The organism is Streptomyces sp. NPDC093591 (genome assembly GCF_044764885.1).
In the GTDB taxonomy this organism is placed as follows: domain Bacteria; phylum Actinomycetota; class Actinomycetes; order Streptomycetales; family Streptomycetaceae; genus Streptomyces.
The window spans coordinates 174876-200346 of record NZ_JBIWIY010000012.1; the positions used below are offsets into that span (position 1 = coordinate 174876).

Below are 25471 nucleotides of genomic sequence, written 5' to 3' on the forward strand. Positions count from 1 at the left end.
TTGCCCGTAATCTCCCGAACTTCCTTACGGAGCCTGACAGATGCACCGTCATCTCATCTCGGCCGCCGACCTCACCCGCGACGACGCCGTCCTGATCCTCGACACCGCCGAGGAGATGGCCCGGGTCGCCGACCGGCCCATCAAGAAGCTGCCGACCCTGCGCGGCCGCACGATCGTCAACCTCTTCTTCGAGGACTCCACGCGCACGCGTATCTCCTTCGAGGCCGCCGAGAAGCGGCTGTCCGCGGATGTGATCAACTTCTCCGCCAAGGGGTCGAGCGTGTCCAAGGGCGAGTCCCTGAAGGACACCGCCCAGACCCTGGAGGCCATGGGCGTCGACGCCGTCGTCATCCGGCACGGCGCCTCCGGAGCGCCGTACCGCCTCGCCAACTCCGGCTGGATCGACGCGGCCGTCATCAACGCCGGCGACGGCACCCACCAGCACCCCACCCAGGCCCTGTTGGACGCCTTCACCATGCGCCGCCGGCTCGTCGGCCGGGACGCCGGGCTCGGCCAGGACCTCGCCGGCAAGCGCATCACGCTCGTCGGCGACGTGCTGCACAGCCGCGTCGCCCGCTCCAACGTCGACCTGCTGCACACCCTCGGCGCCGAGGTCACCCTCGTCGCCCCGCCGACCCTGGTGCCGGTCGGCGTCGAGACCTGGCCCTGCGAGGTGTCGTACGACCTCGACAGCACGCTGGCGAAGACCGACGCGGTGATGATGCTGCGCGTGCAGCGCGAGCGCATGAACGCCGCCTTCTTCCCCACCGAGCGCGAGTACTCGCGGCGCTACGGCCTCGACGGCGACCGCATGGCGAAGATGCCCGAGCACGCCATCGTGATGCACCCCGGCCCGATGGTCCGCGGCATGGAGATCACCGCCGAGGTCGCCGACTCCGACCGCTGCACCGTTGTCGAGCAGGTCGCAAACGGAGTGTCCATCCGGATGGCCGTTCTGTACCTGCTGCTCGGCGGCGCGGTGGTCGACTCCAAGAACGTGCCCGCCGTCACTCACACCCGTACCGAGGAGAAGTAAGACAGATGAGCAAGATCCTGATCCGTGGTGCGAAGGTGCTCGGCGGCGAGCCGCAGGACGTGCTGATCGAGGGCGGAACCATCGCCGAGGTGGGTGCCGCTCTGAGCGCCGAGGGCGCCCAGGTCGTCGAGGCCGGGGGCAAGGTGCTGCTGCCGGGCCTGGTCGACCTGCACACCCACCTGCGTGAGCCCGGGCGCGAGGACTCCGAGACCGTCCTCACCGGCACGCGCGCGGCCGCCTCCGGCGGTTACACGGCCGTGTTCGCCATGGCCAACACCTTCCCCGTCGCCGACACCGCCGGTGTGGTCGAGCAGGTCTACAGGCTCGGCCAGGAGCACGGTTACTGCGATGTGCAGCCCATCGGCGCCGTGACCGTCGGCCTGGAGGGCAGGAAGCTCGCCGAGCTGGGGGCCATGCACGAGTCGGCCGCCGGGGTCACCGTCTTCTCCGACGACGGCAAGTGCGTCGACGACGCCGTGATCATGCGGCGGGCGCTGGAGTACGTGAAGGCCTTCGGTGGCGTCGTCGCCCAGCACGCGCAGGAGCCGCGGCTGACCGAGGGCGCGCAGATGAACGAGGGCATCGTCTCCGCCGAGCTCGGGCTCGGTGGCTGGCCCGCGGTGGCCGAAGAATCGATCATCGCCCGGGATGTCCTGCTCGCGGAGCACGTCGGCTCCCGCGTCCACATCTGCCACCTGTCGACCGCCGGATCCGTCGAGATCGTCCGCTGGGCCAAGTCCCGCGGCATCGACGTCACCGCCGAGGTCACCCCGCACCACCTGCTCCTCACCGACGAGCTGGTGCGCACGTACAACCCGGTCTACAAGGTGAACCCGCCGCTGCGCACCGAGCGTGACGTGCTGGCACTGCGCGAGGCCCTCGCCGACGGCACGATCGACATCGTCGCCACCGACCACGCCCCGCACCCGCACGAGGACAAGGACTGCGAGTGGGCCGCGGCCGCCATGGGGATGGTCGGCCTGGAGACCGCGTTGTCAGTGGTGCAGGAGACCATGGTGGACACCGGGCTCCTCACCTGGGCCGGGGTCGCCGAGCGCATGTCCTTCAAGCCCGCCGAGATCGGGCAGGCGAAGGGCCACGGGCGTCCCGTCTCGGCTGGTGAGCCCGCCAACCTCACGCTCGTCGACACGGAATACCGTGGGTCCGTGGACCCCGCGGGCTTCGCCTCGCGCAGCCGCAACACTCCGTACGAGGGGCGTGAGCTGCCGGGCCGTGTGACGCACACGTGGCTCCGGGGCAAGGCCACGCTCGTCGACGGGAAGCTCACGTGACACCTGCAACACTGCTCGCAGCCGGCACCGGACTCGCGGCCGAACAGAAGTCGGCCGAAGTGACCGACTGGGCCGCCCGCGTCGGCTGGGTCGTCGGACTCGCCCTCTTCGTCGCGCTCGTCTACTGGCTGATGCGCGAGGGCTGGAAGTGGCGCGGCACGCTCCAGGGCGACCTGCCGGAGCTGCCCAGCGCGCCGGACGACCCCGGCCCGGCCAGACTGAGCATGAGCGGCCGCTACCACGGCTCGACCACCGCCGGTCAGTGGCTGGACCGCATCGTGGCGCACGGCCTGGGCACCCGCAGCCGGGTCGAGCTCACGCTGACGGACGCGGGACTGGACGTCGTACGCCCCGGGGCGGCCGACTTCTTCGTCCCGGCCGCACAGCTGCGGGAGGCCCGGCTGGACAAGGGCATCGCCGGCAAGGTCCTGACCGAGGGCGGTCTGCTGGTCGTGACGTGGGCGCACGGCGACCGGCTGATCGACTCCGGGTTCCGTTCGGACCACGCGGCCGAGCACAACGAGTGGGTCGACCTCATTAACTCCATGATCAACACCAACAGCACGGAAGGCGCCGAACGATGACGACCTCCATCCAGGGGACCGCCTCGCGGAGGCACAAGGCGGCTCCCGCCGTACTCGTCCTGGAGGACGGCCGGATCTTCCGCGGCCGCGCCTACGGGGCCGTGGGGGTGACCTTCGGCGAGGCCGTGTTCTCCACCGGCATGACCGGCTACCAGGAGACCCTCACGGACCCGTCGTACCACCGCCAGGTCGTCGTGATGACCGCCCCGCACGTCGGCAACACCGGCGTGAACGACGAGGACCCGGAGAGCAAGCAGATCTGGGTCGCCGGGTACGTCGTGCGCGACCCCGCGCGCGTGCCGTCCAACTGGCGCGCCAAGCGCTCGCTGGACGAGGAGCTGCGCCACCAGGGCGTCGTAGGCATCTCCGGCATCGACACGCGCGCGCTCACCCGCCATCTGCGTGAGCGCGGCGCCATGCGCGTCGGCATCTTCTCCGGCAACGCGCTGCCCGACGAGGGCACCATGCTCGCCGAGGTGCGCCAGGCCCCCGAGATGAAGGGCGCCGACCTCTCCGCCGAGGTCGCCACCAAGGAGGCGTACGTCGTCCCCGCGATCGGCGAGAAGAAGTTCACCGTCGCCGCCGTCGACCTCGGCATCAAGGGCATGACCCCGCACCGGATGGCCGAGCGCGGCATCGAGGTGCACGTGCTGCCCGCCACGGCGAGCGTCGAGGACGTCTACGCCGTGAACCCGGACGGCGTGTTCTTCTCCAACGGCCCCGGCGACCCGGCCACCGCCGACCACCCGGTCTCCGTCATGCAGGCGGTCCTGGAGCGCGGCACCCCGCTCTTCGGCATCTGCTTCGGCAACCAGATCCTGGGGCGGGCGCTGGGCTTCGGCACGTACAAGCTCAAGTACGGCCACCGGGGCATCAACCAGCCCGTGCAGGACCGTACGACCGGCAAGGTCGAGGTCACCGCGCACAACCACGGTTTCGCCGTCGACGCCCCGACCGACAAGGTCTCCGACACCCCCTACGGCCGCGCCGAGGTCTCCCACGTCTGCCTCAACGACAACGTGGTGGAGGGCCTTCACCTCCTCGACCGGCCGGCCTTCAGCGTCCAGTACCACCCCGAAGCGGCAGCGGGCCCGCACGACGCCGCCTACCTGTTCGACCGCTTCGTATCCCTGATGGAGGGCCAGCGTGCCTAAGCGCACCGATATCCAGTCCGTCCTGGTCATCGGCTCCGGCCCGATCGTCATCGGCCAGGCCGCCGAGTTCGACTACTCCGGCACCCAGGCGTGCCGCATCCTGCGCGCCGAGGGCCTGCGAGTCATCCTCGTCAACTCCAACCCGGCGACGATCATGACCGACCCGGAGATCGCCGACGCCACCTACGTCGAGCCGATCACCCCGGAGTTCGTCGAGAAGATCATCGCCAAGGAGCGCCCGGACGCGCTCCTGCCGACCCTGGGCGGTCAGACGGCCCTCAACACGGCCATCTCACTGCACCAGGCCGGCACCCTCGAGAAGTACGGCGTCGAGCTGATCGGCGCCAACGTCGAGGCCATCAACAAGGGCGAGGACCGCGACCTGTTCAAGGAGGTCGTCGAGGCCGTCCGCGGCAAGATCGGGCACGGCGAGTCCGCCCGCTCGGTCATCTGCCACTCCATGGAGGACGTCCTCGCGGGCGTCGAGACGCTCGGCGGTTACCCCGTCGTCGTCCGTCCCTCCTTCACCATGGGCGGCGCCGGCTCCGGCTTCGCGCACGACGAGGAGGAGCTGCGCCGCATCGCCGGCCAGGGCCTCACCCTCTCGCCGACCACCGAGGTGCTCCTGGAGGAGTCCATCCTCGGCTGGAAGGAGTACGAGCTGGAGCTGATGCGCGACAAGCACGACAACGTCGTGGTCGTCTGCTCCATCGAGAACTTCGACCCCATGGGCGTGCACACGGGTGACTCGATCACCGTGGCGCCCGCCATGACGCTCACCGACCGCGAGTACCAGATCCTGCGCGACATCGGCATCGCCGTCATCCGCGAGGTCGGCGTCGACACCGGTGGCTGCAACATCCAGTTCGCGGTGAACCCCGAGGACGGTCGCGTGATCGTCATCGAGATGAACCCGCGCGTGTCGCGCTCCTCGGCCCTCGCCTCCAAGGCGACCGGCTTCCCGATCGCCAAGATCGCCGCCAAGCTCGCCGTCGGCTACACCCTCGACGAGATCCCGAACGACATCACGCAGGAGACCCCGGCCTCCTTCGAGCCCACGCTCGACTACGTGGTCGTCAAGGCGCCCCGGTTCGCCTTCGAGAAGTTCCCGCAGGCCGACTCCACGCTGACCACCACCATGAAGTCGGTCGGCGAGGCCATGGCCATCGGCCGCAACTTCACCGAGGCCTTCCAGAAGGCGCTGCGCTCGCTGGAGAAGAAGGGCAGCCAGTTCACGTTCGTCGGCGAGCCCGGCGACAAGACCGAGCTGCTGCGCGAGGCCGTACGGCCCACCGACGGCCGTATCAACGCCGTCATGCAGGCCATCCGCGCGGGCGCCACGCCCGAGGAGGTCTTCGAGTACACGAAGATCGACCCCTGGTTCGTCGACCAGCTCTTCCTCATCAAGGAGATCGCCGACGAGCTCGCCGAGGCGCCCGAGCTGACGCCCGACCTGCTCGCCGAGGCCAAGCGGCACGGTTTCTCCGACCAGCAGATCGGCGAGATCCGCGGGCTGCGCGAGGACGTCGTGCGCGAGGTGCGGCACGCGCTGGGCATCCGCCCGGTCTACAAGACGGTCGACACCTGCGCCGCCGAGTTCGCCGCGAAGACGCCGTACTTCTACTCCTCCTACGACGAGGAGACGGAGGTCGCCCCGCGTGAGAAGCCGGCCGTCATCATCCTGGGCTCCGGCCCCAACCGCATCGGCCAGGGCATCGAGTTCGACTACTCCTGCGTCCACGCCTCCTTCGCGCTGAGCGACGCCGGGTACGAGACGGTGATGGTCAACTGCAACCCGGAGACCGTCTCCACGGACTACGACACCTCCGACCGTCTGTACTTCGAGCCGCTGACGCTGGAAGACGTGCTGGAGATCGTCCACGCGGAGCAGCAGGCCGGCCCCGTCGCCGGTGTCGTCGTACAGCTCGGAGGCCAGACCCCGCTGGGCCTCTCGCAGGCGCTGAAGGACAACGGCGTGCCGATCGTCGGTACGTCCCCGGAGGCCATCCACGCCGCCGAGGACCGGGGCGCGTTCGGACGCGTCCTCGCCGAGGCGGGCCTGCCGGCCCCCAAGCACGGCACCGCCACCACCTTCGCCGGCGCCAAGGCCATCGCCGACGAGATCGGCTACCCGGTCCTGGTGCGGCCGTCGTACGTCCTCGGCGGACGCGGCATGGAGATCGTCTACGACGAGACCCGGCTGGAGTCCTACATCGCCGAGTCGACCGAGATCAGCCCCTCGCGGCCGGTCCTCGTCGACCGGTTCCTGGACGACGCGATCGAGATCGACGTCGACGCGCTCTACGACGGTGAGGAGCTCTACCTCGGCGGCGTCATGGAGCACATCGAGGAGGCCGGCATCCACTCCGGCGACTCGGCGTGCGCCCTGCCGCCGATCACGCTCGGCGGCTTCGACATCAAGCGCCTGCGCGCCTCGACCGAGGCGATCGCGAAGGGCGTCGGCGTCCGCGGCCTGATCAACATCCAGTTCGCGATGGCCGGCGACATCCTCTACGTCCTGGAGGCCAACCCGCGCGCGTCCCGTACGGTTCCCTTCACCTCGAAGGCGACCGCGGTGCCGCTGGCGAAGGCCGCCGCCCGGATCTCGCTGGGCGCGACCATCGCCCAGCTGCGGGCGGAGGGGCTCCTCCCGGCGAACGGCGACGGCGGCGAACTTCCGCTCGACGCGCCGATCTCCGTCAAGGAGGCCGTGATGCCGTGGTCGCGCTTCCGCGACATCCACGGACGTGGCGTCGACACGGTCCTCGGCCCGGAGATGCGCTCCACGGGCGAGGTCATGGGCATCGACTCCGTCTTCGGCACGGCGTACGCCAAGTCGCAGGCGGGCGCCTACGGTCCGCTGCCGACCAAGGGCCGCGCCTTCATCTCGGTCGCCAACCGCGACAAGCGCTCGATGATCTTCCCGGCGCGTGAACTCGTCGCCCACGGCTTCGAGTTGCTCGCCACGTCCGGCACGGCCGAGGTCCTCAAGCGCAACGGCATCAACGCCACGGTCGTGCGCAAGCAGTCCGAGGGCACCGGCCCGAACGGCGAGAAGACCATCGTCCAGCTCATCCACGACGGCGAGGTCGACCTCATCGTCAACACCCCGTACGGCACCGGCGGCCGCCTCGACGGCTACGACATCCGTACGGCGGCCGTGGCGCGGTCGGTGCCCTGCCTGACGACGGTTCAGGCACTCGCCGCCGCCGTCCAGGGCATCGACGCCCTCAACCACGGTGACGTGGGCGTCCGTTCGCTCCAGGAACACGCGGAACACCTGACCGCGGCCCGCGACTAGCAGCCGACGAGGGGGACACCGGAAACGGTGTCCCCCTCTTCATGAGGTCACCAGAGACTTCAAGAGGACACCGACATGTACAAGCTTTTCTTCCGTCTGGTTTTCAAACGGATGGACCCGGAGCAGGCGCACCACCTGGCCTTCCGCTGGATCCGGCTCGCCGTCCGCATCCCCGTGCTGCGCACGTTCGTCGCCGCCGCACTCGCGCCCCGCTACAAGGAGCTCCGCACGGAGGCCTTCGGCCTGCGCATGCACGGCCCCTTCGGGCTCGCCGCCGGCTTCGACAAGAACGCGGTCGCCATCGACGGGATGTCGATGCTGGGCTTCGACCACGTCGAGATCGGCACCGTGACGGGGGAGGCGCAGCCGGGCAACCCCAAGCAGCGGCTGTTCCGGCTCGTGAAGGACCGGGCGCTGATCAACCGCATGGGCTTCAACAACGAGGGTTCACTGGCCGTCGCGGCCCGTCTGGCCTCCCGCGAGCCCGTCTTCAGGACCGTCGTGGGCGTCAACATCGGCAAGACCAAGGTCGTCCCGGAGACGGAGGCCGTCGGCGACTACGTGAAGTCGACGGAGCGCCTGGCACCGTACGCCGACTACCTGGTGGTCAACGTCTCCTCGCCGAACACGCCCGGGCTGCGCAACCTGCAGGCCACCGAGGCGCTGCGCCCGCTGCTGACCGCCGTGCGCGAGGCCGCCGACCGTACGGTCGCGAACCGCCGTGTCCCGCTCCTGGTGAAGATCGCGCCCGACCTCGCCGACGAGGACGTCGACGCGGTCGCCGACCTGGCCGTCGAACTGGGTCTGGACGGGATCATCGCCACGAACACCACCATCGCGCGCGAGGGGCTCGGTTTGAAATCCGAATCCTCTCTGGTGAAGGAGACCGGCGGCCTCTCCGGCGCGCCCCTGAAGGCACGCTCCCTGGAGGTGCTGCGGCGTCTGTACGCGCGCGTGGGCGACCGGATCACCCTCGTGGGCGTCGGAGGCGTCGAGAACGCCGAGGACGCCTGGCAGCGGATCCTGGCGGGCGCCACGCTGGTCCAGGGCTACAGCGCCTTCATCTACGAGGGGCCCTTCTGGGGCCGCACCATCCACAAGGGGCTGGCCGCGCGCCTGCGCACCAGCCCGTACGCCACCCTCGCCGACGCGGTCGGCGCCGACGTCAGGAAGGCCGAGGAAGCCGCATGACAGCTCTGGAACCCTTCGGTGCCCGCCTCCGCCGCGCGATGGACGAGCGGGGCCCGCTGTGCGTCGGCATCGACCCGCACGCCTCCCTGCTCGCCGAGTGGGGCCTGGACGACGACGTGAGCGGCCTGGAGCGGTTCAGCCGCACGGTCGTCGAGGCGATGGCCGACCGGGTGGCCGTGCTCAAGCCGCAGAGCGCGTTCTTCGAGCGCTTCGGGTCGCGCGGTGTCGCCGTCCTGGAGAAGTCGGTCGAGGAGGCGCGGGCGGCCGGGGCGCTGGTCGTGATGGACGCCAAGCGCGGCGACATCGGCTCGACCATGGCCGCGTACGCCGAGTCCTTCCTCCGGAGAGATTCCCCGCTGTTCTCGGACGCGCTGACGGTCTCGCCGTATCTCGGCTACGGGTCGCTGTCGCCGGCGATCGCGCTGGCGCGCGAGAGCGGCACCGGTCTGTTCGTGCTCGCACTGACCTCGAACCCGGAGGGCGGCGAGGTCCAGCACGCGATCCGCGCGGACGGTCGTAACGTCGGCGCGACGATGCTCGGGCACCTGGCTGTCGAGAACTCGGGGGAGGACCCCCTGGGTTCCTTCGGGGCCGTCGTCGGAGCCACGCTCGGCGACCTGTCGACGTACGACCTCGACATCAACGGCCCGCTCCTCGCGCCCGGCATCGGGGCGCAGGGAGCCACCCCCGCCGATCTTCCCCGGGTCTTCGGTGCGGCGGTGCGCAACGTCGTCCCGAACGTCAGCCGGGGTGTGCTGCGGCACGGGCCCGACGTCGTCGCGCTGCGTGACGCGGCGTCACGCTTCGCTGATGAGATCCGAGCGGCTGTGTCGGTCGACTGACTGCCGTCAGGATCGTTCGAGCCGCTTGCCGAGTCCTCCGATGAGTGGCTCGGCGGCGACTTGAGTCTGAATACATCCTCAAATCCGGGGCATTATGTCCTAAATGTCCGGCCTGACGGAGGCTGACCAGGACTTTTCCTCTGTTCTCGCTGACTCTGGCGGACTTGGCCGCTAGTCTCCGACGAGAGTGAACGGGCAAGCGTGTTGCTCGTGGCTCCCCAGGTGTGGGGCGACTAGGTTCCTCACCGGTCCGTATCCGACAGTTCAACATCCGAGGTGACGTAGGCGTGGCTCTTCCGCCCCTTACCCCTGAACAGCGCGCAGCCGCGCTCGAAAAGGCCGCCGCGGCTCGCCGGGAGCGGGCCGAGGTCAAGAATCGACTCAAGCACTCCGGCGCCTCCCTTCACGAGGTCATCAAGCAGGGCCAGGAGAACGACGTCATCGGCAAGATGAAGGTCTCCGCCCTGCTCGAGTCCCTGCCGGGCGTGGGCAAGGTCCGCGCCAAGCAGATCATGGAGCGACTCGGCATCTCCGAGAGCCGCCGCGTGCGTGGCCTCGGTTCGAACCAGATCGCTTCCCTGGAGCGCGAGTTCGGCAGCACCGGCTCCTGAGTCCGGGTAACTCCGGACCGGGAGTCCCGGGCACTCCGGGATTGCTGGAATAATCGCTGCATGAGTGAACGTCCGCGACTGACCGTGCTCTCCGGCCCCTCCGGGGTCGGCAAGAGCACGGTCGTCGCCCATATGCGCAAGGAACACCCCGAGGTCTGGCTCTCGGTGTCGGCGACGACCCGCAAGCCCCGCCCCGGCGAGCGGCACGGAGTCCACTACTTCTTCGTCACCGACGAGGAGATGGACAAGCTGATCGCCAACGGCGAGCTGCTGGAGTGGGCCGAGTTCGCCGGCAACCGCTACGGCACGCCGCGTGCGGCTGTGCTGGAGCGGCTGGAGGCGGGTGAGCCGGTGCTCCTGGAGATCGACCTCCAGGGCGCCCGGCAGGTCCGCGAGTCCATGGCCGAGGCCCAGTTGGTGTTCCTGGCTCCTCCCTCCTGGGAGGAGCTCGTGCGCAGACTCACCGGACGTGGCACCGAGCCGCCCGAGGTGATCGAGCGCCGTCTGGACGCGGCGAAGGTCGAGCTGGCGGCCGAGCCGGAGTTCGACGTGACCTTGGTCAACACCTCCGTCGAGGACGTGGCGCGCGAGCTGCTAGCCTTGATGGACGTTGTGTGATCGTGACTGACCGTCGAGGTTTGATCGTTTCGTTCAGGCCTGATCAGTCGCACTGAATCTTTCCCATCCATCGGAAGGTAGAGCGTGTCCTCTTCCATCTCCGCGCCCGAGGGCATCATCAACCCGCCGATCGACGAGCTTCTCGAGGCCACCGACTCGAAGTACAGCCTCGTGATCTACGCGGCCAAGCGGGCCCGCCAGATCAACGCGTACTACTCGCAGCTCGGCGAGGGCCTCCTCGAGTACGTCGGTCCGCTCGTCGACACCCACGTCCACGAGAAGCCGCTCTCGATCGCCCTGCGCGAGATCAACGCGGGTCTCCTGACGTCCGAGGCCGTCGAGGGCCCGGCACAGTAAGCCTCGCGAAGTAAGTAGTATTTTCAGCTTTGAGCTGGCTTTTCCACAGGCCCGGCAGCGTGCTGTCGGGCCTGTGGTGTGTCATGGAGTCGTCGGTTCGATGAGTGGAGGCCCGGTGGACAAGCCCAAGGTCGTTCTGGGGGTCAGCGGCGGCATCGCCGCGTACAAGGCCTGTGAGCTGCTGCGCAGACTCACGGAGTCCGGGCATGACGTCCGCGTCGTGCCCACCGCCTCCGCGCTGCACTTCGTCGGCGCCGCCACCTGGTCCGCCCTGTCCGGCCATCCCGTCTCGACGGAGGTCTGGGACGACGTCCACGAGGTTCCGCACGTCCGCATCGGCCAGCAGGCCGACCTGGTGGTCGTCGCCCCGGCCACGGCCGACACACTCGCCAAGGCCGCGCACGGCCTCGCCGACGACCTGCTGACCAACACCCTGCTCACCGCCCGCTGCCCGGTCGTCTTCGCGCCCGCCATGCACACCGAGATGTGGGAGCACCCGGCCACCCAGGAGAACGTGGCGACGCTGCGCCGCCGCGGCGCCGTCGTCATCGAGCCCGCCGTCGGGCGCCTCACCGGCGTCGACACGGGCAAGGGCCGACTGCCCGAGCCCGCGGAGATCTTCGAGGTCTGTCGCCGGGTCCTGGCCCGGGGCGTCACCGAGACGGACCTCAAGGGCCGGCACGTCGTCGTGAGCGCCGGCGGCACCCGCGAGCCGCTCGACCCGGTCCGCTTCCTCGGCAACCGCTCCTCGGGCAAGCAGGGCTACGCCCTCGCCCGCACCGCCGCCGCCCGGGGCGCCCGGGTCACGCTGCTCGCGGCGAACACCGGCCTGCCCGACCCGGCGGGCGTGGACGTCGTACAGGTCGGCACGGCCGTACAGCTGCGCGAAGCGGTCCTCAAGGCGGCCGCGGACGCCGACGCGGTGGTGATGGCGGCCGCGGTCGCGGACTTCCGCCCGGCCACGTACGCCGCCGGAAAGATCAAGAAGAAGGACGGCCAGGACCCGGACCCCATCGTCCTGGTGCGGAATCCGGACATCCTCGCGGAGATCTCGGCCGACCGCGCCCGCCCCGGCCAGGTGATCGTCGGCTTCGCCGCCGAGACGGACGACGTCCTGGCCAACGGCCGCAAAAAGCTGGCGCGCAAGGGCTGTGACCTCCTGGTGGTGAACGAGGTGGGCGAGCGCAAGACCTTCGGTTCGGAGGAGAACGAGGCGGTCGTCCTGGGCGCCGACGGCAGCGAGACCCCCGTACCGCACGGGCCCAAGGAGGCCCTGGCCGAAATCGTGTGGGACCTGGTGACGCGGCGACTGATGTGAATGTTTGATGCGCTGCGGCTCTCTCTAGAGCCTTGCTCGATTCGGGTGTGGCGCCCCTGGCCAAGGGCGTGCGGCATTGGGCAGAATGCCCGTGCCGCAGGTCACAGCGCTCCCGAGAGGCGAGACAGGGGGCCCGCGGCCGAACGCGACAGATAAACTGTCCTCGGACGACGCCGGGCGCAGCCCCCGTCCCGTCCGCCAATGATCAGCCAGCAGCCGCTGCAACCACAGGGAGCGTTGTGTCCCGTCGCCTGTTCACCTCGGAGTCCGTGACCGAGGGTCACCCCGACAAGATCGCTGACCAGATCAGCGACACCATTCTCGACGCGCTTCTGCGCGAGGACCCGACCTCTCGGGTCGCCGTCGAGACCCTGATCACGACCGGCCTGGTGCACGTGGCCGGAGAGGTCACGACCAAGACGTACGCGGACATCGCGACGCTGGTCCGCAACAAGATCCTCGAGATCGGCTACGACTCCTCGAAGAAGGGCTTCGACGGCGCCTCCTGCGGCGTCTCCGTCTCGATCGGCGCGCAGTCGCCGGACATCGCGCAGGGCGTGGACACGGCGTACGAGTCCCGGGTCGAGGGCGACGAGGACGAGCTGGACCGCCAGGGCGCCGGTGACCAGGGCCTGATGTTCGGCTACGCGACGGACGAGACGCCGACGCTGATGCCGCTGCCGATCTTCCTGGCGCACCGCCTGTCCAAGCGCCTCTCCGAGGTCCGCAAGAACGGCACCATCCCCTACCTGCGCCCCGACGGCAAGACGCAGGTCACCATCGAGTACGACGGCGACAAGGCGGTCCGCCTGGACACGGTCGTGGTCTCCTCGCAGCACGCGAGCGACATCGACCTGGACTCGCTCCTCGCGCCCGACATCCGGGAGTTCGTGGTCGAGCCGGAGCTGAAGGCGCTGCTGGACGACGGCATCAAGCTGGACACCGAGAACTACCGCCTCCTGGTCAACCCCACCGGTCGCTTCGAGATCGGCGGCCCGATGGGTGACGCGGGCCTGACCGGCCGCAAGATCATCATCGACACGTACGGCGGCATGGCCCGTCACGGCGGTGGCGCCTTCTCGGGCAAGGACCCGTCCAAGGTGGACCGCTCGGCGGCGTACGCGATGCGCTGGGTCGCCAAGAACGTCGTCGCCGCGGGCCTCGCCTCCCGCTGCGAGGTGCAGGTGGCGTACGCGATCGGCAAGGCCGAGCCGGTCGGCCTGTTCATCGAGACCTTCGGCACGGCCAAGATCGACGCCGAGAAGATCGAGAAGGCCATCGACGAGGTCTTCGACCTGCGTCCGGCCGCGATCATCCGCGACCTCGACCTGCTGCGCCCGATCTACGCACAGACGGCCGCCTACGGTCACTTCGGCCGTGAGCTGCCGGAGTTCACGTGGGAGCGGACGGATCGGGTGGAGGCGTTGCGGAAGGCTGTGGGGCTGTAAGGCCTCACCTTTCGGTGCCTGCGAGGCCCGGCCCCCTACCAGGGCCGGGCCTCGGCGTGTGTCAGCCGTCGTAGGGCTGGTGGCCGGTGTCGTCCTCCGTTGCCGGGGCGGGTCCGGCACCGTTCGTGTGCGGAGGTGTCTGCACAGCGCCGAAGCGCCGGCGTATCTCTTCCGCTGTCACGGCGTCCCGAGAGGCGATCGCCATCGCGACCTGATCGGCCACAAGTGCGACCTCGTCCTCTCCGGGGCGGAATCCGACCTTTCGGAAGAAGTCGGAGAAGAGGTCCGCAGGCGTGGTGGCCGGGCGCTCGACGGGGGGCTCCTCCTGGACGGGGGCCGCCATCGCCCAGTCCTGCCCGGGGGGAGGCGGAAACGCCTCCGGGACCAGGTACCGGAAGGGCTCGTCGATCTCCCGGTCGTTCGCCGCAGAGGAGAGCCTGGCCAGGAGGCCGATGTCCTTCACGGTCTTCTCGACGTGATCGTCGTTCTTCGCGAGCCACCACACGACCGCGCTGCCCGTGCTCGTGAGCACGTCATCGCCCAGGTACTCGCGCTTGCTCTGCTCGTACCTGCGCTGGTGTTCCCACACGGCCTCGTCCTTGCGGATCGCCGCCAACCGGTCCAGCCGCTCCTGGTCCTCGTCCGTGAGCGTCAGTTCGACCTCCAGCGCCATCGCACGCAGATAGCCGTCGCGGTCCGGCTCCATGACGGCCAGCGCGGCGTTGAGTTGATGCTGGACGAGGGAGCTCTTGAACGGGTGCATGGTCGCCGTGATCCGGCCGGCGCGGGCGAGTACGGACTCCACGGCCAGTGCGCCGGGGTTGACCGACTGGTCACTGGTCATGGGGTCGATGGGGATCCAGCGCACACGGGCGGAGAACAGGAAGTAGTAGTCGGCCTCTCTGCTCGCCAGCGGGACCCGGCTCACGTACTGCTCCTGGCGTTCCACGGGCGGGGGAGCCGGTTGCTCGATCAGCGACCCGGGTGGGAAGGGGTCGCGTTTGCGTGCGCGGATCGCCGAGTGCGTAGCGATGGACCAAGTGGCGAGGAGCACCGCGATCGCGCTCAGCCACATCCATAGCGGCCAGCGCAGTGTCAGCCCGAGGATGAGGACGAGCAGCGCACTGATCATGCTGAGGAACGCCGAGACGGTCTTCTGGCCGGAGCTCATGAAGGGGACACCTCCAGGTCGGGCGCCCGGGGTGTGAAGCGGGCGCGGTGCGCGGTGTCGATCGATCGCAGAAGGCGGGAGGCCAGTTCGGGTGAGACGGTCCGGCGGGCGTCCGCGTAGATACGGCTGAGCACCGGATAGCGTGCGTCGGCCGCGTCCACCAGGATGGTCAGGGCTGCTTCGACGAGCTGCTCGCAGTCGACCTGGTCCGCCGTGGCCAGCCAGTTCGTGGTGCAGGGTGCCCATCGAGGCGGGGGGAGCAGGTCGAAGGCCATGCGCCAACACGTGGTGAGCCATTGCCGCGTCGGTGCCGCGAGGAGGAAGTCATCGGGGAACCCCGCGAAGTCGAGGAACAGATCGGCGTCGGCACGGTGGTGCCGTTCGGCCTGTGTGGTGGCCAGCCTGGCGAGCAGGCGGCGCTTCAGCCGGACGTCCTGGTTCACGTAGTCGAGCAGGGCCCTGCGGGCCACGACACCCGGATGCGGCTCGTTGCGGGCGAGGTGATGGAGGCGCACGAGTGCGGGTTCCGGGTGGTGGATCGACATCACCTTCGCGCAGACCTCGACCAGGACTTCGCGCAGATGCTTCGGCGGCTGGCCGATGCTCCAGTCGTAGATCTTCGACCTGAAGTCGCCGTGCCACTGCTCGTCCTCGACGCCGTGCTTGAGGAGATGAGCGGCGGCTCGGACCTCGGTCGGGCGGTGGGACGAGTCCTGCGTCCACCGCTCGACGATTCTGGTGATCTGTTCGAACTCGCCCGTGCTCAGGCACAGGTCGGTGAACCGGACCACGAGCTTCGCCCGGTCCGTCTCGTCGAGTTCACGCAGCTTCAGGGCCTTGTTCAACCAGGCGCTCAGCGGCTTCCGGACGTCGGGCAGGTCGGTCCAGAAGTGGCGACGCGCTGCCGCCGCGAAGCCGGGCTGAGCGAAACGCACCCGTGAGTCCGAGCCCGGTTCGGCTCCCACCGTCTCCAGCCGTAGGGAAAGGGCCTTGTGCTCCAGGAGCGGACGGTCGTCATGGGCGGAGCCGGCCTCGTCGACGAGGAGGTTCGTGGCGCGGTGCACGGCTTCGGGGCGCGCGCCGTCCAACATGGCTATGGCGAGGAACAGGGCGCGCTGTCTGCCCTTGCGCAGTCGCTGTACGGCCTCGGTCACGTCGCGTGTGCGGTCGGTCTGGGCCGCGAGGGCGGTCTCGCACCAAGCGGCGAAGTCACCCTGCCCACGGGCGGCGACGCCGATGCGCTCGGCCAGCCGGGCCAGCTCGTGCATGGGCGGCCCGGCGTCCAGGTACGTATGCAAGGCGGGAGGAGCCAGACCCCGGACGCTCTTCCGCACTCCGACGAGCCACAGATGCCGGTTGAGGGCCTCCCACGCGTCGGGCCGGCCGATCTCCCTGCGGAACTGCGCGAACTGCGGCGACAGCTGCTCCTCGAACTGGTGTGGCGGCACCAGCGCGAGGAACGCGCCTTTGCGCAGGACCTCGTACCGGAATTCGGACAGCTCTCCCTCTACGGCCTGCCAGGTCCGCTCGTCCGACGAGGACAGGTCGAGCAGCATGCGGTCCTGTTCACCGACGAGGTCGAGGGAGAGCCACCGCCCGGAGGTCGTCTCGGGCTTCTCCGGCGTGAGCTCGTGATATGTGCCGCCGTCGCGCGGGAGCTCGCACAGCAGCACGCGGGCGGCCGAGTTCCGTCCGCTGCCGGGCGTCCCGTGCAGGATGACGGTGTGCTCGCCCGCCAGGACGTCGTACGCCGCATTGATCCCGTGGGGACGCGCGAACTGGCGCTGCAATCGGACGAGTTGATCGTCGGCGACACGGCGAGGTGCGGCGGGCGGAGCGTTGAGGAGGGGTTGCTGCTCGGCGGCTCCGAAGTGATTGTGGACGCTGGTGTGGTAAATGTCCCTGTTTCGATCGCTCACTGCTCGTCGTCCTCCTCGGCACGCGAGCGTCCGAAGTTCTGCCGGATACTGCCTTGGTTGCCGCCCTGGAAGTAATTGCCGCCGCCGCCCATACGGACGTTGCTGGGGCCGATGTGAACGGGGCCGTGGGCCTCCCGGACGGTGCTGATGTCCCCGTTGACCGTGCTCCCCTGCACCGACGCTCCGTACACGTCACCCGCGGTGTTGTGGTTCGGGGCGGAGGGCGGCTGCTCGGCGTCCGCCTCACGGTCGACCGCGGCCAGCTCCGGGACGAGCCTCGCCAGCGTGTCCCCGATCTGCTTCAGGTCGTACTCCTTGTTCTGGTGGTCGTAACGCAGGCTCTGGCAGTCCGCGAGTTTCCTCAGCGGGGTAGGCAGGTCGTCCCTGGCAGGGCGCTCGGTCCTGCGTCCGAGCAGGACGGGGATGACCCGGATGTCGCAAAGGAATGCCTCCTGGATCTCCCTGCGCACCCAGTCGCCGTCGCTCCGCAGCGCCTCGTGCCCGATCCAGGCGGGGCCGATGAGGGCCAGGAGCGCCCCGCTGCGCCGCACGCCGTGGATCAGATGGCCGTCGAAGGGCGTGCCGGGCGGGATCGACTTGCTGGCGTAGTAGATGCGGTCCTTCCCGAACCGGGCGGACAGGACTTCCTCGATCGTGGCGGCGGCCTGCTCTCCGTCGCCGGAGCGGTAGTTGATGAAGACGTCGGGCATGGCGGATCGACCTCTCTGGCTCAAGGGCACGGGATCGGAACGGCGTGAGGACGGGAAGGCGGCGGTGCCGCTAAGGCGCGGGGACGAGGGCTGCCGTGAGGCGTGGGGCCACGGCCAGGTACGACCGGTTGCGGGGATGGCGGGACAGCGTGCGCGACAGGCGTCGCAGGTCCGTCGCGACGGTCGCCGAGGACACGTTCACGGCGAGCGGGAGCAGTCGCTCGGTGAGCTCACAGGCGTGGTCGATCTCTCCGGCCAGCGCGTGTGCCAGAGCCCGGCGGACGCCGTAGCGGACCTGGGTGCGCCAGGCGTCGGCAGGGAGCCGGGCGCACTCACGGTCCAGGATCTCGGATGCCGCGCGGGGCCTGCCCAGGTCCACCAAAGACCAGCCCGTGATCATGGTGACCGGATCGACGAGGTGCGTCGTGCCCAGGACCGGGGCGCCCGGGCTCGGACCGACGTCCTTGGAGAGGAGTGCGCGCGCTCGGTCCAGGCCGCGCATGCAGGCGTCGTGGTCGCCCGCGAGCGCGTGGCCCTGTGCCTCGCGCTGGGCCGCCAGCCCTCGGATGCGCGCCGGGAGGCGGTCGGAGCGCGCGCCCTCGGCCAGGGCGACGGTGTCGCCGGCCTCACCGCGGTAGTACGTGATCAGCGCTCGGCGTACCAGGGCGTACGACGCCAGATCGTGGTCCCCGGAGGCCGCGGCCAGGTCCACGGCGTGCGCGGTCCAGCGCAGCGCGGCGCTCTCGTCGCCCGCCTCCTGGGACAGCCAACCCGTGTACTCGGCGAAGCGCGCGGCCAGGGCGAGCAGTTGGGGGCCGGTCCGGGAACCCGTCCGGGTCGCGAGCGCACGCAGCGCACGCGTCTGCTCGGCCACCACGGGCAGCACCGCGCTCGGGGGCGACACCTGGCCGAGACGGCGGTACTGGTCCAGTAGGGCGCGGTGGGCGCTCAACAGGGGCTCGCCCGGGGCGGTGAGGCCGAACGCGGCCGTGTCCGGGCGCCGGCCGCCGGCTGCCGTCACCTGGTCGGTCGGCCCGGTCGCCAGGACCGTGGCGGCGCCCACGGCGATCACCTGCCGGCGCGACGGGGCACCCTGTGGTCTCGGGCAGTCCTCGGTCTCCGCCTCCCCGCGGGGCACGGCTCCTGCGGCGTTGCTCTGCGGTCGTGTGAGGGCCAGTGCGACGAGAGCGCCGTGTGCGCCGAGGGTGGCGTCGCAGAGGCGGGCCAGTTCGGGGGAGGGACGCTTGCGGCCCGTCTCGATCTTGCTGAGCTGTCCTTTGCTGTAGTGGACAGAGGACGCAAGCTGCGTCAGTGTCAGCCCGGCCGCGATGCGCAGGCGCCGTAACTCCGCGCCGAACACAGGTGGCTGCTCCAGCACCTGACTCCCCCCTTGGGCCGACGCCCCTGGTCTCTCGGTCCTTCCGGCCCCCTCAGCGTCGGCCTGTTGATCCAGGCGAGCAAGGCGGGCAGCGGAGTTTCCCGTTTCCAGTTCTGATACCGAGCCGGAGGCCGCCGGAAAGCGTGGCGCGAAGTCGGCGGCTGAAACGATCACGGAAATGGCCGGCCAGACGTGCTTGCGGAATCGTACGCGGGTGATCTCCCGGTGCTACGGCCGTGCCCTGGAGCCCCTCGCTGGTTCGAATCCGGCCGCCGACCGGTTCGAGGGCCGGACGGTGGGGTCGAGTGGGCCAAGGCAGAGTGCGTTCCGGCGTCGTGGGGGAGATCGGGCACCGCCGGTTGTCAGTGGTGTTTGGTAAGAATGCAAGCGTGAGCAGCGAGAACGGGCAGACGGGTGGTGGGGCCGAGGGGGCGCCGCCCGAGCAGCTTGCGCTTATTCGGGAGAGTGTGCGGAAGGCCAAGGTGCCCAAGGCCAAGCCGCGGACGTGGCGGGGGGCCGCGCTGGCCAAGGAACTGCCTGTGGCGCGGGTGCTGGTCGACAAGGGTGTGCTGCATCTTGATCGGTACTTCGACTACGCCGTGCCGGAGGAGCTGGATGCCGACGCGCAGCCCGGCGTGCGGGTGCGGGTGCGGTTCGGGGCCGGGCGGCATCGGGTGCGGGAAGGGCGGCGTGAGGGCGGGGGGCTCATTGACGGGTTCCTGGTCGAGCGGCTCGCGGAGTCCGACTACTCCGGGCCCCTCGCGGCGCTCGCGCAGGTCGTTTCGCCTGAGCGGGTTTTGAGTGAGGAGTTGTTGGGGCTCGCGCGGGCCGTCGCCGACCGGTATGCCGGAGGGCTTGCCGATGTGTTGCAGCTGGCCGTGCCGCCGCGCAGTGCGCGGGCCGAGCAGCGTCCCTCGCCGGCAGCGCTTCCGGCTCCTGGCAGGCCCGAGGTGGGGTCCTGGGGGCGGTACGAGCGGGGGGCCTTCTTTTTGGAGGCGCTGGCTGCCGGGGGTGCGCCGCGGGCCGTGTGGAATGCGCTGCCCGGGCCCGAGTGGAGTGAGGAGCTGGCTCGGGCCGTCGTCGCGACGCTGGCCTCCGGGCGCGGAGCGCTGGTCGTCCTGCCGGATGGGCGGGCCGTCGCGCGGGTCGATGCCGCCCTGACGGCGCTCATGGGCGAGGGGCGGCATGCGGTGCTGACCGCTGATGCCGGGCCCGAGAAGCGGTATCGGGAGTGGCTCGCGGTGCGGCGGGGGAGCGTGCGGGCGGTCGTGGGGACTCGGGCCGCCATGTTCGCGCCTGTGCAGGACCTTGGGCTGGTCGCGCTGTGGGACGACGGTGACGACAGCCACAGCGAGCAGCACGCCCCGCAGCCTCATGCGCGGGAAGTGCTGTTGCTTCGGGCCGCGCAGGACAAGTGCGGCTTTCTGCTGGGGAGTTGGAGCTGCACCGTCGAGGCCGCCCAGCTCGTGGAGAGCGGCTGGGCCCGGCCGCTCGTCGCCGGCCGGGAGCGGGTGCGGGGCGCGGCTCCGCTCGTACGGACCGTGGGGGATGCGGATCTCGCGCGGGACGAGGCCGCTCGGGCCGCCCGGCTTCCGACTCTCGCCTGGCAGGTCGTGCGGGAGGGGCTGCGGCAGGGGCCGGTCCTCGTACAGGTGCCCAGGCGCGGGTACGTGCCGCGGATGGCCTGCGCCGACTGCCGGGCGCCGGCTCGGTGCCGGCACTGTTCCGGGCCCCTGGAGGCGCGGGGCTCGGGGGCGGATCTGCGGTGCGGGTGGTGTGGGCGTGAGGAGGGTGGCTGGCACTGTCCGGAGTGCGGCGGGTTCCGGTTGCGGGCCCAAGTGGTGGGCGCGCGGCGGACCGCCGAGGAGTTGGGGCGGGCCTTTCCCGCGGTTCCGGTGCGGACCTCCGGGCGTGAGCATGTGCTGGACACCGTGCCGGGCACTCCCTCGCTGGTGGTGAGCACGCCGGGGGCCGAGCCCGTTGCCGAGGGCGGGTATGCGGCCGCGTTGCTGTTGGACGGCTGGGCCATGCTCGGGCGGCCCGATCTGCGGGCGGGCGAGGACGCGTTGCGGCGGTGGATCGGGGCCGCCTCGCTGGTACGGCCGCAGGGCGCCGGGGGGACGGTGGTCGTCGTCGCCGAGCCCACGTTGCGGCCTGTGCAGGCGCTGGTGCGGTGGGATCCCGTCGGGCATGCGGTGCGGGAGCTCGCCGAGCGGGCCGAGTTGGGGTTTCCGCCGGTGTCCCGGATGGCTTCCGTGGCCGGGCCGGGGGAGGCGGTCACAGAGTTCCTCCGTACGGTCGAAATGCCGCCGGAGGCCGAGGTGTTGGGGCCCGTGCCACTGCCCGTCACGGCGGTGGGGCGGCCGCGGCGGGTGGGGGCACCGCCGCCCGGGGAGCACTGGGACCGGGCGTTGATCCGGGTGCCGCCCGGGAGAGGGGCCGCGTTGGCTGCCGCGTTGAAGGCCGCGCAGGCGGCGCGGATGGCGCGGGGAGGGGGAGACGTGGCCGCGGTGCGGGTGCGGGTTGATCCGCCTGACATCGGGTGACGCTGCCCGCTGCCTGACATCGGCGGACACTGCCTGGTGCCTGGTGCCTGGTGCCTGGTGCCTGGTGCCTGGTGCCTGGTGCCTGGTGCCTGGTGCCTGGTGCCTGGTGCCTGCGGGCTCGCGGGTGTCCTGGGTGCGGTTGTCCTGGCCATGAGACCGGCCTTCCGGTGTCCCGGCATGCCGCTGCCCTCCCGGTCGCGTTCCAGGAGGGCAGAGTGAGGAGGCGTCAGCCGTTGCGCGGGCCGGGGAACGCCGTGGGTCGGGCCTCGTCGCGGAGGGCGGGACTGCCGGCCGTCGGCTGCGTGGGCATGGAGCGGGCCGCGGGGACCGTCGGCACCGGGGGGAGGGCGGTCGTGACGTTGACCGTCCGGGATCCCGAAGGCTCGGTCGTCCGCTCGGTCTCCGCCGCCGACTGGGCGGCGGCGCGACGGGCGCCGTAGCGGCGGTGGACCGCCTGCTTGGTGACGCCGAGGGCGGAACCCACCGCGTCCCAGGAGAAGCCGAGTGAGCGGTCGAAGTCCACGGCTGCCGTGACCAGGGTTTCGACGCTGTCCCGCAGCTCCTGGGCGAGACGGACCGTCGGGGCGGGGGCGCGTCCGTAGACGACGAAGCCCGTGGAGGGACCGGAGCGGCGCGGGCGGTAGACGTTGCCCAGTTGGGCGGTGAGCGTGCGCAGTGCGTCCACCTGCCGGCGGACCCGCTCGATGTCCCGCACCAGCAAGTGCAGGCTGGCCCGAGCCTGGGCGTCGTGGGTTGCGTGGTCGGCCATGAACAAGCCTCTCGAACCGGCGTGAAAAGGAGAGGGCCGCGAATTCGGCGCATGCGGCCCGTTGTGGTCAACTCTTTCTTGACCAACGCGGGAGCGCTCCGCGGGTCACGCATTGGGGGCGTGTGGGCATATGCCTACGCCCCCGGGTGGGATGGTGCGCCTCGGTCCTCGGCCTCAGTCAGGTGCCTGTCCTCGCATCACACGCTTCCAGTTGGCCGAGCGGCCGGACTCTCCCGCGGGGCTCACAGGGGGCGCATTCGTTTGCGGTGCTGCCGACGTGAGCCCCTGTGCCCCGCCCCCATAGACTTGTGTGTTGCCCAACCAACCCCGCCCGAGAGGCCCGTACCCACCCATGAAGCTTGTCTTCGCCGGTACCCCCGAGGTCGCCGTTCCCGCTCTGGACGCTCTGATCGCCTCCGGGCGGCATGAGGTGGCCGCCGTCGTCACGCGGCCCGACGCGCCGGCCGGGCGTGGGCGCAGGCTGGTGGCGAGCCCGGTGGCCGAGCGGGCCGCGGATGCCGGGATCGAGGTGCTCAAGCCCGCCAAGCCGCGCGACCCCGAGTTCCTGGAGCGGCTCAGGGAGATCGCCCCCGACTGCTGTCCCGTCGTCGCCTACGGCGCCCTGCTCCCGCGCGTCGCCCTCGACATCCCGGCCCACGGCTGGGTCAACCTGCACTTCTCGCTGCTGCCCGCCTGGCGTGGGGCCGCCCCCGTGCAGCACGCCATCATGGCGGGCGACGAGATCACCGGGGCCTCCACCTTCCTCATCGAGGAAGGGCTCGACTCCGGACCCGTCTACGGCACCGTCACCGAGGAGGTCCGGGCCACCGACACCAGCGGCGATCTGCTGACCCGCCTCGCCTTCGCGGGCGCCGGGCTGCTCGCCGCGACCATGGACGGGATCGAGGACGGCACGCTGAAGGCCGTACCGCAGCCGTCCGAGGGGATCAGCCTCGCACCCAAGGTCAACGTCGAGGACGCCCACATCGACTGGAGTGCTCCCTCCCTGCGCGTCGACCGTGTCGTGCGCGGGTGCACCCCCGCGCCCGGTGCCTGGACCGTCTTCCGCGGCGAGCGGCTCAAGCTCATCCAGGTGCAGCCGGTGCCCGGGCGGGACGATCTCGCCCCGGGGGTGCTGTCCGTCGGGAAGAACAACGTGTACGTCGGGACCGGGTCGTACGCCGTCGAGTTGCTGTGGGTGCAGGCTCAGGGCAAGAAGCCGATGCGGGCCGCGGACTGGGCGCGGGGCGTGCGGATCGGGGACGGTGAGAGCCTCGGCGTCTGAACGTCAGGCATGGCCATCGGGGTCTGACCGATGGGGAGAGCCTCGGGGGCTGACCGGGGCCTGTGCGACGTGGGCTGACCGACGGGGCTGACCGGGGCCTGTCCGACGTGGGCTGATCGACGGGGCTGACCGACGGGACGGCCGCGGGGTGTACCAGCCGTACGCCGGGCCGGCGGTGCGACGTAGGCTGGTCGTACATCTCATCCAGCAATCCGGAGCACCTTTTTCGTGAGCGACACCTCCCGTCGGCCCCGCAAACCCGGCAAGCCCTACCGACGGCCCAAGAAGGACCCCGTCCGCGTTCTCGCCTTCGAGGCGCTGCGTGCCGTGGACGAGCGAGACGCGTACGCCAACCTCGTGCTGCCGCCGCTGTTGCGCAAGGCACGGGAGAAGGGCGACTTCGACGGGCGGGACGCCGCGCTCGCCACCGAGCTCGTGTACGGGACGCTGCGGTGGCAGGGGACGTACGACGCCGTCATCTCCGCTTGCGTGGATCGGCCACTGCGTGAGGTCGACCCGCCGGTGCTCGATGTGCTGAGCCTGGGTGTGCATCAGCTGCTGGGGACGCGGATTCCGCCGCATGCCGCCGTTTCCGCGTCCGTGGAGCTCGCGCGAGTCGTGCTGGGGGACGGGCGGGCCAAGTTCGTCAACGCCGTGCTGAGGAAAGTCGCGCAGCACGATCTCGACGGGTGGATCCAACGGGTCGCTCCGCCCTACGACGAGGATCCCGAGGACCATCTCTCCGTCGTGCACTCGCATCCCCGGTGGGTCGTCTCGGCGCTGTGGGACTCGCTCGGTGGCGGGCGGGCCGGGATCGAGCGGTTGCTGCAGGCTGACAACGAGCGGCCCGAGGTGACGCTGGTCGCGCGGCCGGGGCGGGCCACGACCGCGGAGCTGCTCGGCGAGGAGGCCGCTGTGCCGGGGCGTTGGTCGCCGTATGCCGTGCGGCTGGCCGAGGGTGGCGAGCCGGGGGCGATCGAGGCCGTGCGGGAAGGGCGTGCGGGGGTGCAGGACGAGGGGAGTCAGCTGGTTGCGCTCGCCCTTGCCAACGCTCCTCTCGACGGGCCCGATGAGCGGTGGCTCGACGGGTGTGCCGGGCCCGGTGGAAAGGCGGCGTTGCTCGGGGCGTTGGCCGCTGAGCGTGGGGCCATGCTGATCGCGTCCGAGAAGCAGCCGCATCGGGCGGGGCTTGTGGCCAAGGCACTTGAGGGCAATCCGGGGCCGTATCAGGTCATCGTTGGTGATGGGACGCGGCCGGCGTGGCGAGCCGGGAGTTTTGACCGGGTGCTGATGGATGTTCCGTGCACCGGGCTCGGGGCGCTGCGGCGGCGGCCGGAGGCGCGGTGGCGGCGGCGGCCGGAGGACCTGGAGGGGTTTGCGCCTCTGCAGCGGGGGCTGTTGCAGGTCGCTCTTGATTCTGTGCGGGTGGGTGGGGTGGTCGGGTACGCCACGTGTTCGCCGCATCTCGCGGAGACTCGGGCCGTTGTCGAGGACGTGTTGAAGCAGCGGGCCGATGCGGAGCTGATCGATGCTCGGGGGCTGTTCCCGGGGGTGCCGGAGTTGGGGGAGGGGCCGGATGTGCAGTTGTGGCCTCATCTGCATGGGACGGATGCGATGTATTTGGCGTTGATTCGGAAGGTGGGTCAGGTGGACCGGGCGGGCCAGGTGGGCTGAGGCGGGGGGTGCGGCGCGGTGTCGGTTGTTCGGCGGCCGGTGTCGGTGTGGGCCGTGGCTGTTGTTCGCCCCCGCCGCCCCTACCCGTCCCATCCCCAGGGGCGCTGCCCCTTCGGCCCCGCCAGGGGCTCCGCCCCTGGACCCCGCTGGGGCTGCCGCCCCAGACCCCGCTTCGGCCCTTAAAAGGGGCCTCGTCCTCAAACGCCGGACGGGCTGGATGGTGCGGACGGGCGTTGAGAGGTGCCGTTGGCCGTGGGTATGGCCCGG

Annotated in this window: 20 protein-coding genes; 15 read left to right on the top strand and 5 right to left on the bottom strand. The window is 70.6% G+C overall.

What is annotated here, in order from left to right; translation table 11 throughout:
- The first annotated feature begins 40 nt into the window (after window positions 1-40).
- The 12 genes from ACIREI_RS25795 to metK all read left to right on the top strand — a co-directional run bounded on the left by ACIREI_RS25795 (window position 41) and on the right by metK (window position 13752).
- Entirely contained in the window at window positions 41-1036 is a 996-nt protein-coding gene (locus ACIREI_RS25795) for an aspartate carbamoyltransferase catalytic subunit (protein ID WP_403337135.1), read from the top strand.
- A gap of 5 nt (window positions 1037-1041) precedes the next feature.
- Window positions 1042-2328, top strand: coding sequence for a dihydroorotase (locus ACIREI_RS25800; RefSeq protein ID WP_403337138.1), 1287 nt, complete (start codon window positions 1042-1044; stop codon window positions 2326-2328).
- Window positions 2325-2912 (top strand): hypothetical protein, encoded by a 588-nt coding sequence (locus tag ACIREI_RS25805; protein ID WP_403337141.1) that lies wholly within the window; start codon window positions 2325-2327, stop codon window positions 2910-2912. The genes ACIREI_RS25800 and ACIREI_RS25805 overlap by 4 nt, the downstream gene beginning before the upstream one ends.
- Window positions 2909-4066, top strand: a complete 1158-nt coding sequence (carA, locus tag ACIREI_RS25810; RefSeq protein WP_403337144.1) for a glutamine-hydrolyzing carbamoyl-phosphate synthase small subunit — start codon at window positions 2909-2911, stop codon at window positions 4064-4066. Before ACIREI_RS25805 ends, carA begins: the two co-directional genes overlap by 4 nt.
- A complete protein-coding gene (carB, locus tag ACIREI_RS25815; protein ID WP_403337147.1) occupies window positions 4059-7367 on the top strand; it encodes a carbamoyl-phosphate synthase large subunit in 3309 nt (1102 codons plus the stop codon). Before carA ends, carB begins: the two co-directional genes overlap by 8 nt.
- A 75-nt stretch (window positions 7368-7442) precedes the next feature.
- The gene (locus tag ACIREI_RS25820) at window positions 7443-8558 is read left to right on the top strand and encodes a quinone-dependent dihydroorotate dehydrogenase (protein WP_403337150.1); all 1116 of its coding nucleotides are present in this window, start codon (window positions 7443-7445) and stop codon (window positions 8556-8558) included.
- Window positions 8555-9400 (top strand): orotidine-5'-phosphate decarboxylase, encoded by an 846-nt coding sequence (gene pyrF / locus ACIREI_RS25825; protein WP_403337153.1) that lies wholly within the window; start codon window positions 8555-8557, stop codon window positions 9398-9400. The genes ACIREI_RS25820 and pyrF overlap by 4 nt, the downstream gene beginning before the upstream one ends.
- 287 nt (window positions 9401-9687) lie before the next feature.
- On the top strand, window positions 9688-10011 hold the full coding sequence (locus ACIREI_RS25830) for an integration host factor (protein ID WP_003977346.1): 324 nt from the start codon (window positions 9688-9690) through the stop codon (window positions 10009-10011).
- Window positions 10012-10071: 60 nt separating this feature from the next.
- Window positions 10072-10629 carry a guanylate kinase gene (gene gmk / locus ACIREI_RS25835; protein ID WP_030048841.1) on the top strand — a complete coding sequence of 186 codons (558 nt, stop codon included), beginning with the start codon at window positions 10072-10074 and terminating at the stop codon, window positions 10627-10629.
- Window positions 10630-10713: 84 nt separating this feature from the next.
- Window positions 10714-10986, top strand: a complete 273-nt coding sequence (gene rpoZ / locus ACIREI_RS25840; protein ID WP_003988945.1) for a DNA-directed RNA polymerase subunit omega — start codon at window positions 10714-10716, stop codon at window positions 10984-10986.
- Window positions 10987-11101: 115 nt separating this feature from the next.
- Window positions 11102-12304 carry a bifunctional phosphopantothenoylcysteine decarboxylase/phosphopantothenate--cysteine ligase CoaBC gene (gene coaBC / locus ACIREI_RS25845; protein WP_403337412.1) on the top strand — a complete coding sequence of 401 codons (1203 nt, stop codon included), beginning with the start codon at window positions 11102-11104 and terminating at the stop codon, window positions 12302-12304.
- A 239-nt stretch (window positions 12305-12543) separates the two neighbouring features.
- A complete protein-coding gene (gene metK, locus ACIREI_RS25850) occupies window positions 12544-13752 on the top strand; it encodes a methionine adenosyltransferase (RefSeq protein WP_403337157.1) in 1209 nt (402 codons plus the stop codon).
- 61 nt (window positions 13753-13813) lie between these two features.
- On the opposite strand, the gene ACIREI_RS25855 is transcribed toward metK, so the two are convergent.
- The 4 genes from ACIREI_RS25855 to ACIREI_RS25870 all read right to left on the bottom strand — a co-directional run bounded on the left by ACIREI_RS25855 (window position 13814) and on the right by ACIREI_RS25870 (window position 18930).
- Window positions 13814-14923 (bottom strand): hypothetical protein, encoded by a 1110-nt coding sequence (locus ACIREI_RS25855; RefSeq protein WP_403337159.1) that lies wholly within the window; start codon window positions 14921-14923, stop codon window positions 13814-13816.
- Window positions 14920-16842: a hypothetical protein gene (locus ACIREI_RS25860; protein WP_403337162.1), complete on the bottom strand. Its 1923-nt coding sequence runs from the start codon at window positions 16840-16842 to the stop codon at window positions 14920-14922. Before ACIREI_RS25860 ends, ACIREI_RS25855 begins: the two co-directional genes overlap by 4 nt.
- Window positions 16839-17552 (bottom strand): toll/interleukin-1 receptor domain-containing protein, encoded by a 714-nt coding sequence (locus ACIREI_RS25865; protein WP_403337164.1) that lies wholly within the window; start codon window positions 17550-17552, stop codon window positions 16839-16841. The genes ACIREI_RS25860 and ACIREI_RS25865 overlap by 4 nt, the downstream gene beginning before the upstream one ends.
- A gap of 70 nt (window positions 17553-17622) precedes the next feature.
- The gene (locus ACIREI_RS25870; protein WP_403337167.1) at window positions 17623-18930 is read right to left on the bottom strand and encodes a helix-turn-helix domain-containing protein; all 1308 of its coding nucleotides are present in this window, start codon (window positions 18928-18930) and stop codon (window positions 17623-17625) included.
- A gap of 389 nt (window positions 18931-19319) precedes the next feature.
- On the opposite strand from ACIREI_RS25870, the gene ACIREI_RS25875 reads away from it, so the two are divergent.
- Window positions 19320-21476 (top strand): primosomal protein N', encoded by a 2157-nt coding sequence (locus ACIREI_RS25875; RefSeq protein ID WP_403337170.1) that lies wholly within the window; start codon window positions 19320-19322, stop codon window positions 21474-21476.
- 226 nt (window positions 21477-21702) lie between these two features.
- On the opposite strand, the gene ACIREI_RS25880 is transcribed toward ACIREI_RS25875, so the two are convergent.
- A complete protein-coding gene (locus ACIREI_RS25880; protein ID WP_403337173.1) occupies window positions 21703-22245 on the bottom strand; it encodes a hypothetical protein in 543 nt (180 codons plus the stop codon).
- 352 nt (window positions 22246-22597) lie between these two features.
- On the opposite strand from ACIREI_RS25880, the gene fmt reads away from it, so the two are divergent.
- Together fmt and ACIREI_RS25890 are read left to right on the top strand one after the other, a co-directional pair.
- Window positions 22598-23530: a methionyl-tRNA formyltransferase gene (fmt, locus tag ACIREI_RS25885; RefSeq protein ID WP_403337176.1), complete on the top strand. Its 933-nt coding sequence runs from the start codon at window positions 22598-22600 to the stop codon at window positions 23528-23530.
- A 228-nt stretch (window positions 23531-23758) separates the two neighbouring features.
- The gene (locus tag ACIREI_RS25890; RefSeq protein WP_403337179.1) at window positions 23759-25204 is read left to right on the top strand and encodes an RsmB/NOP family class I SAM-dependent RNA methyltransferase; all 1446 of its coding nucleotides are present in this window, start codon (window positions 23759-23761) and stop codon (window positions 25202-25204) included.
- The last annotated feature ends 267 nt before the right edge of the window (window positions 25205-25471 follow it).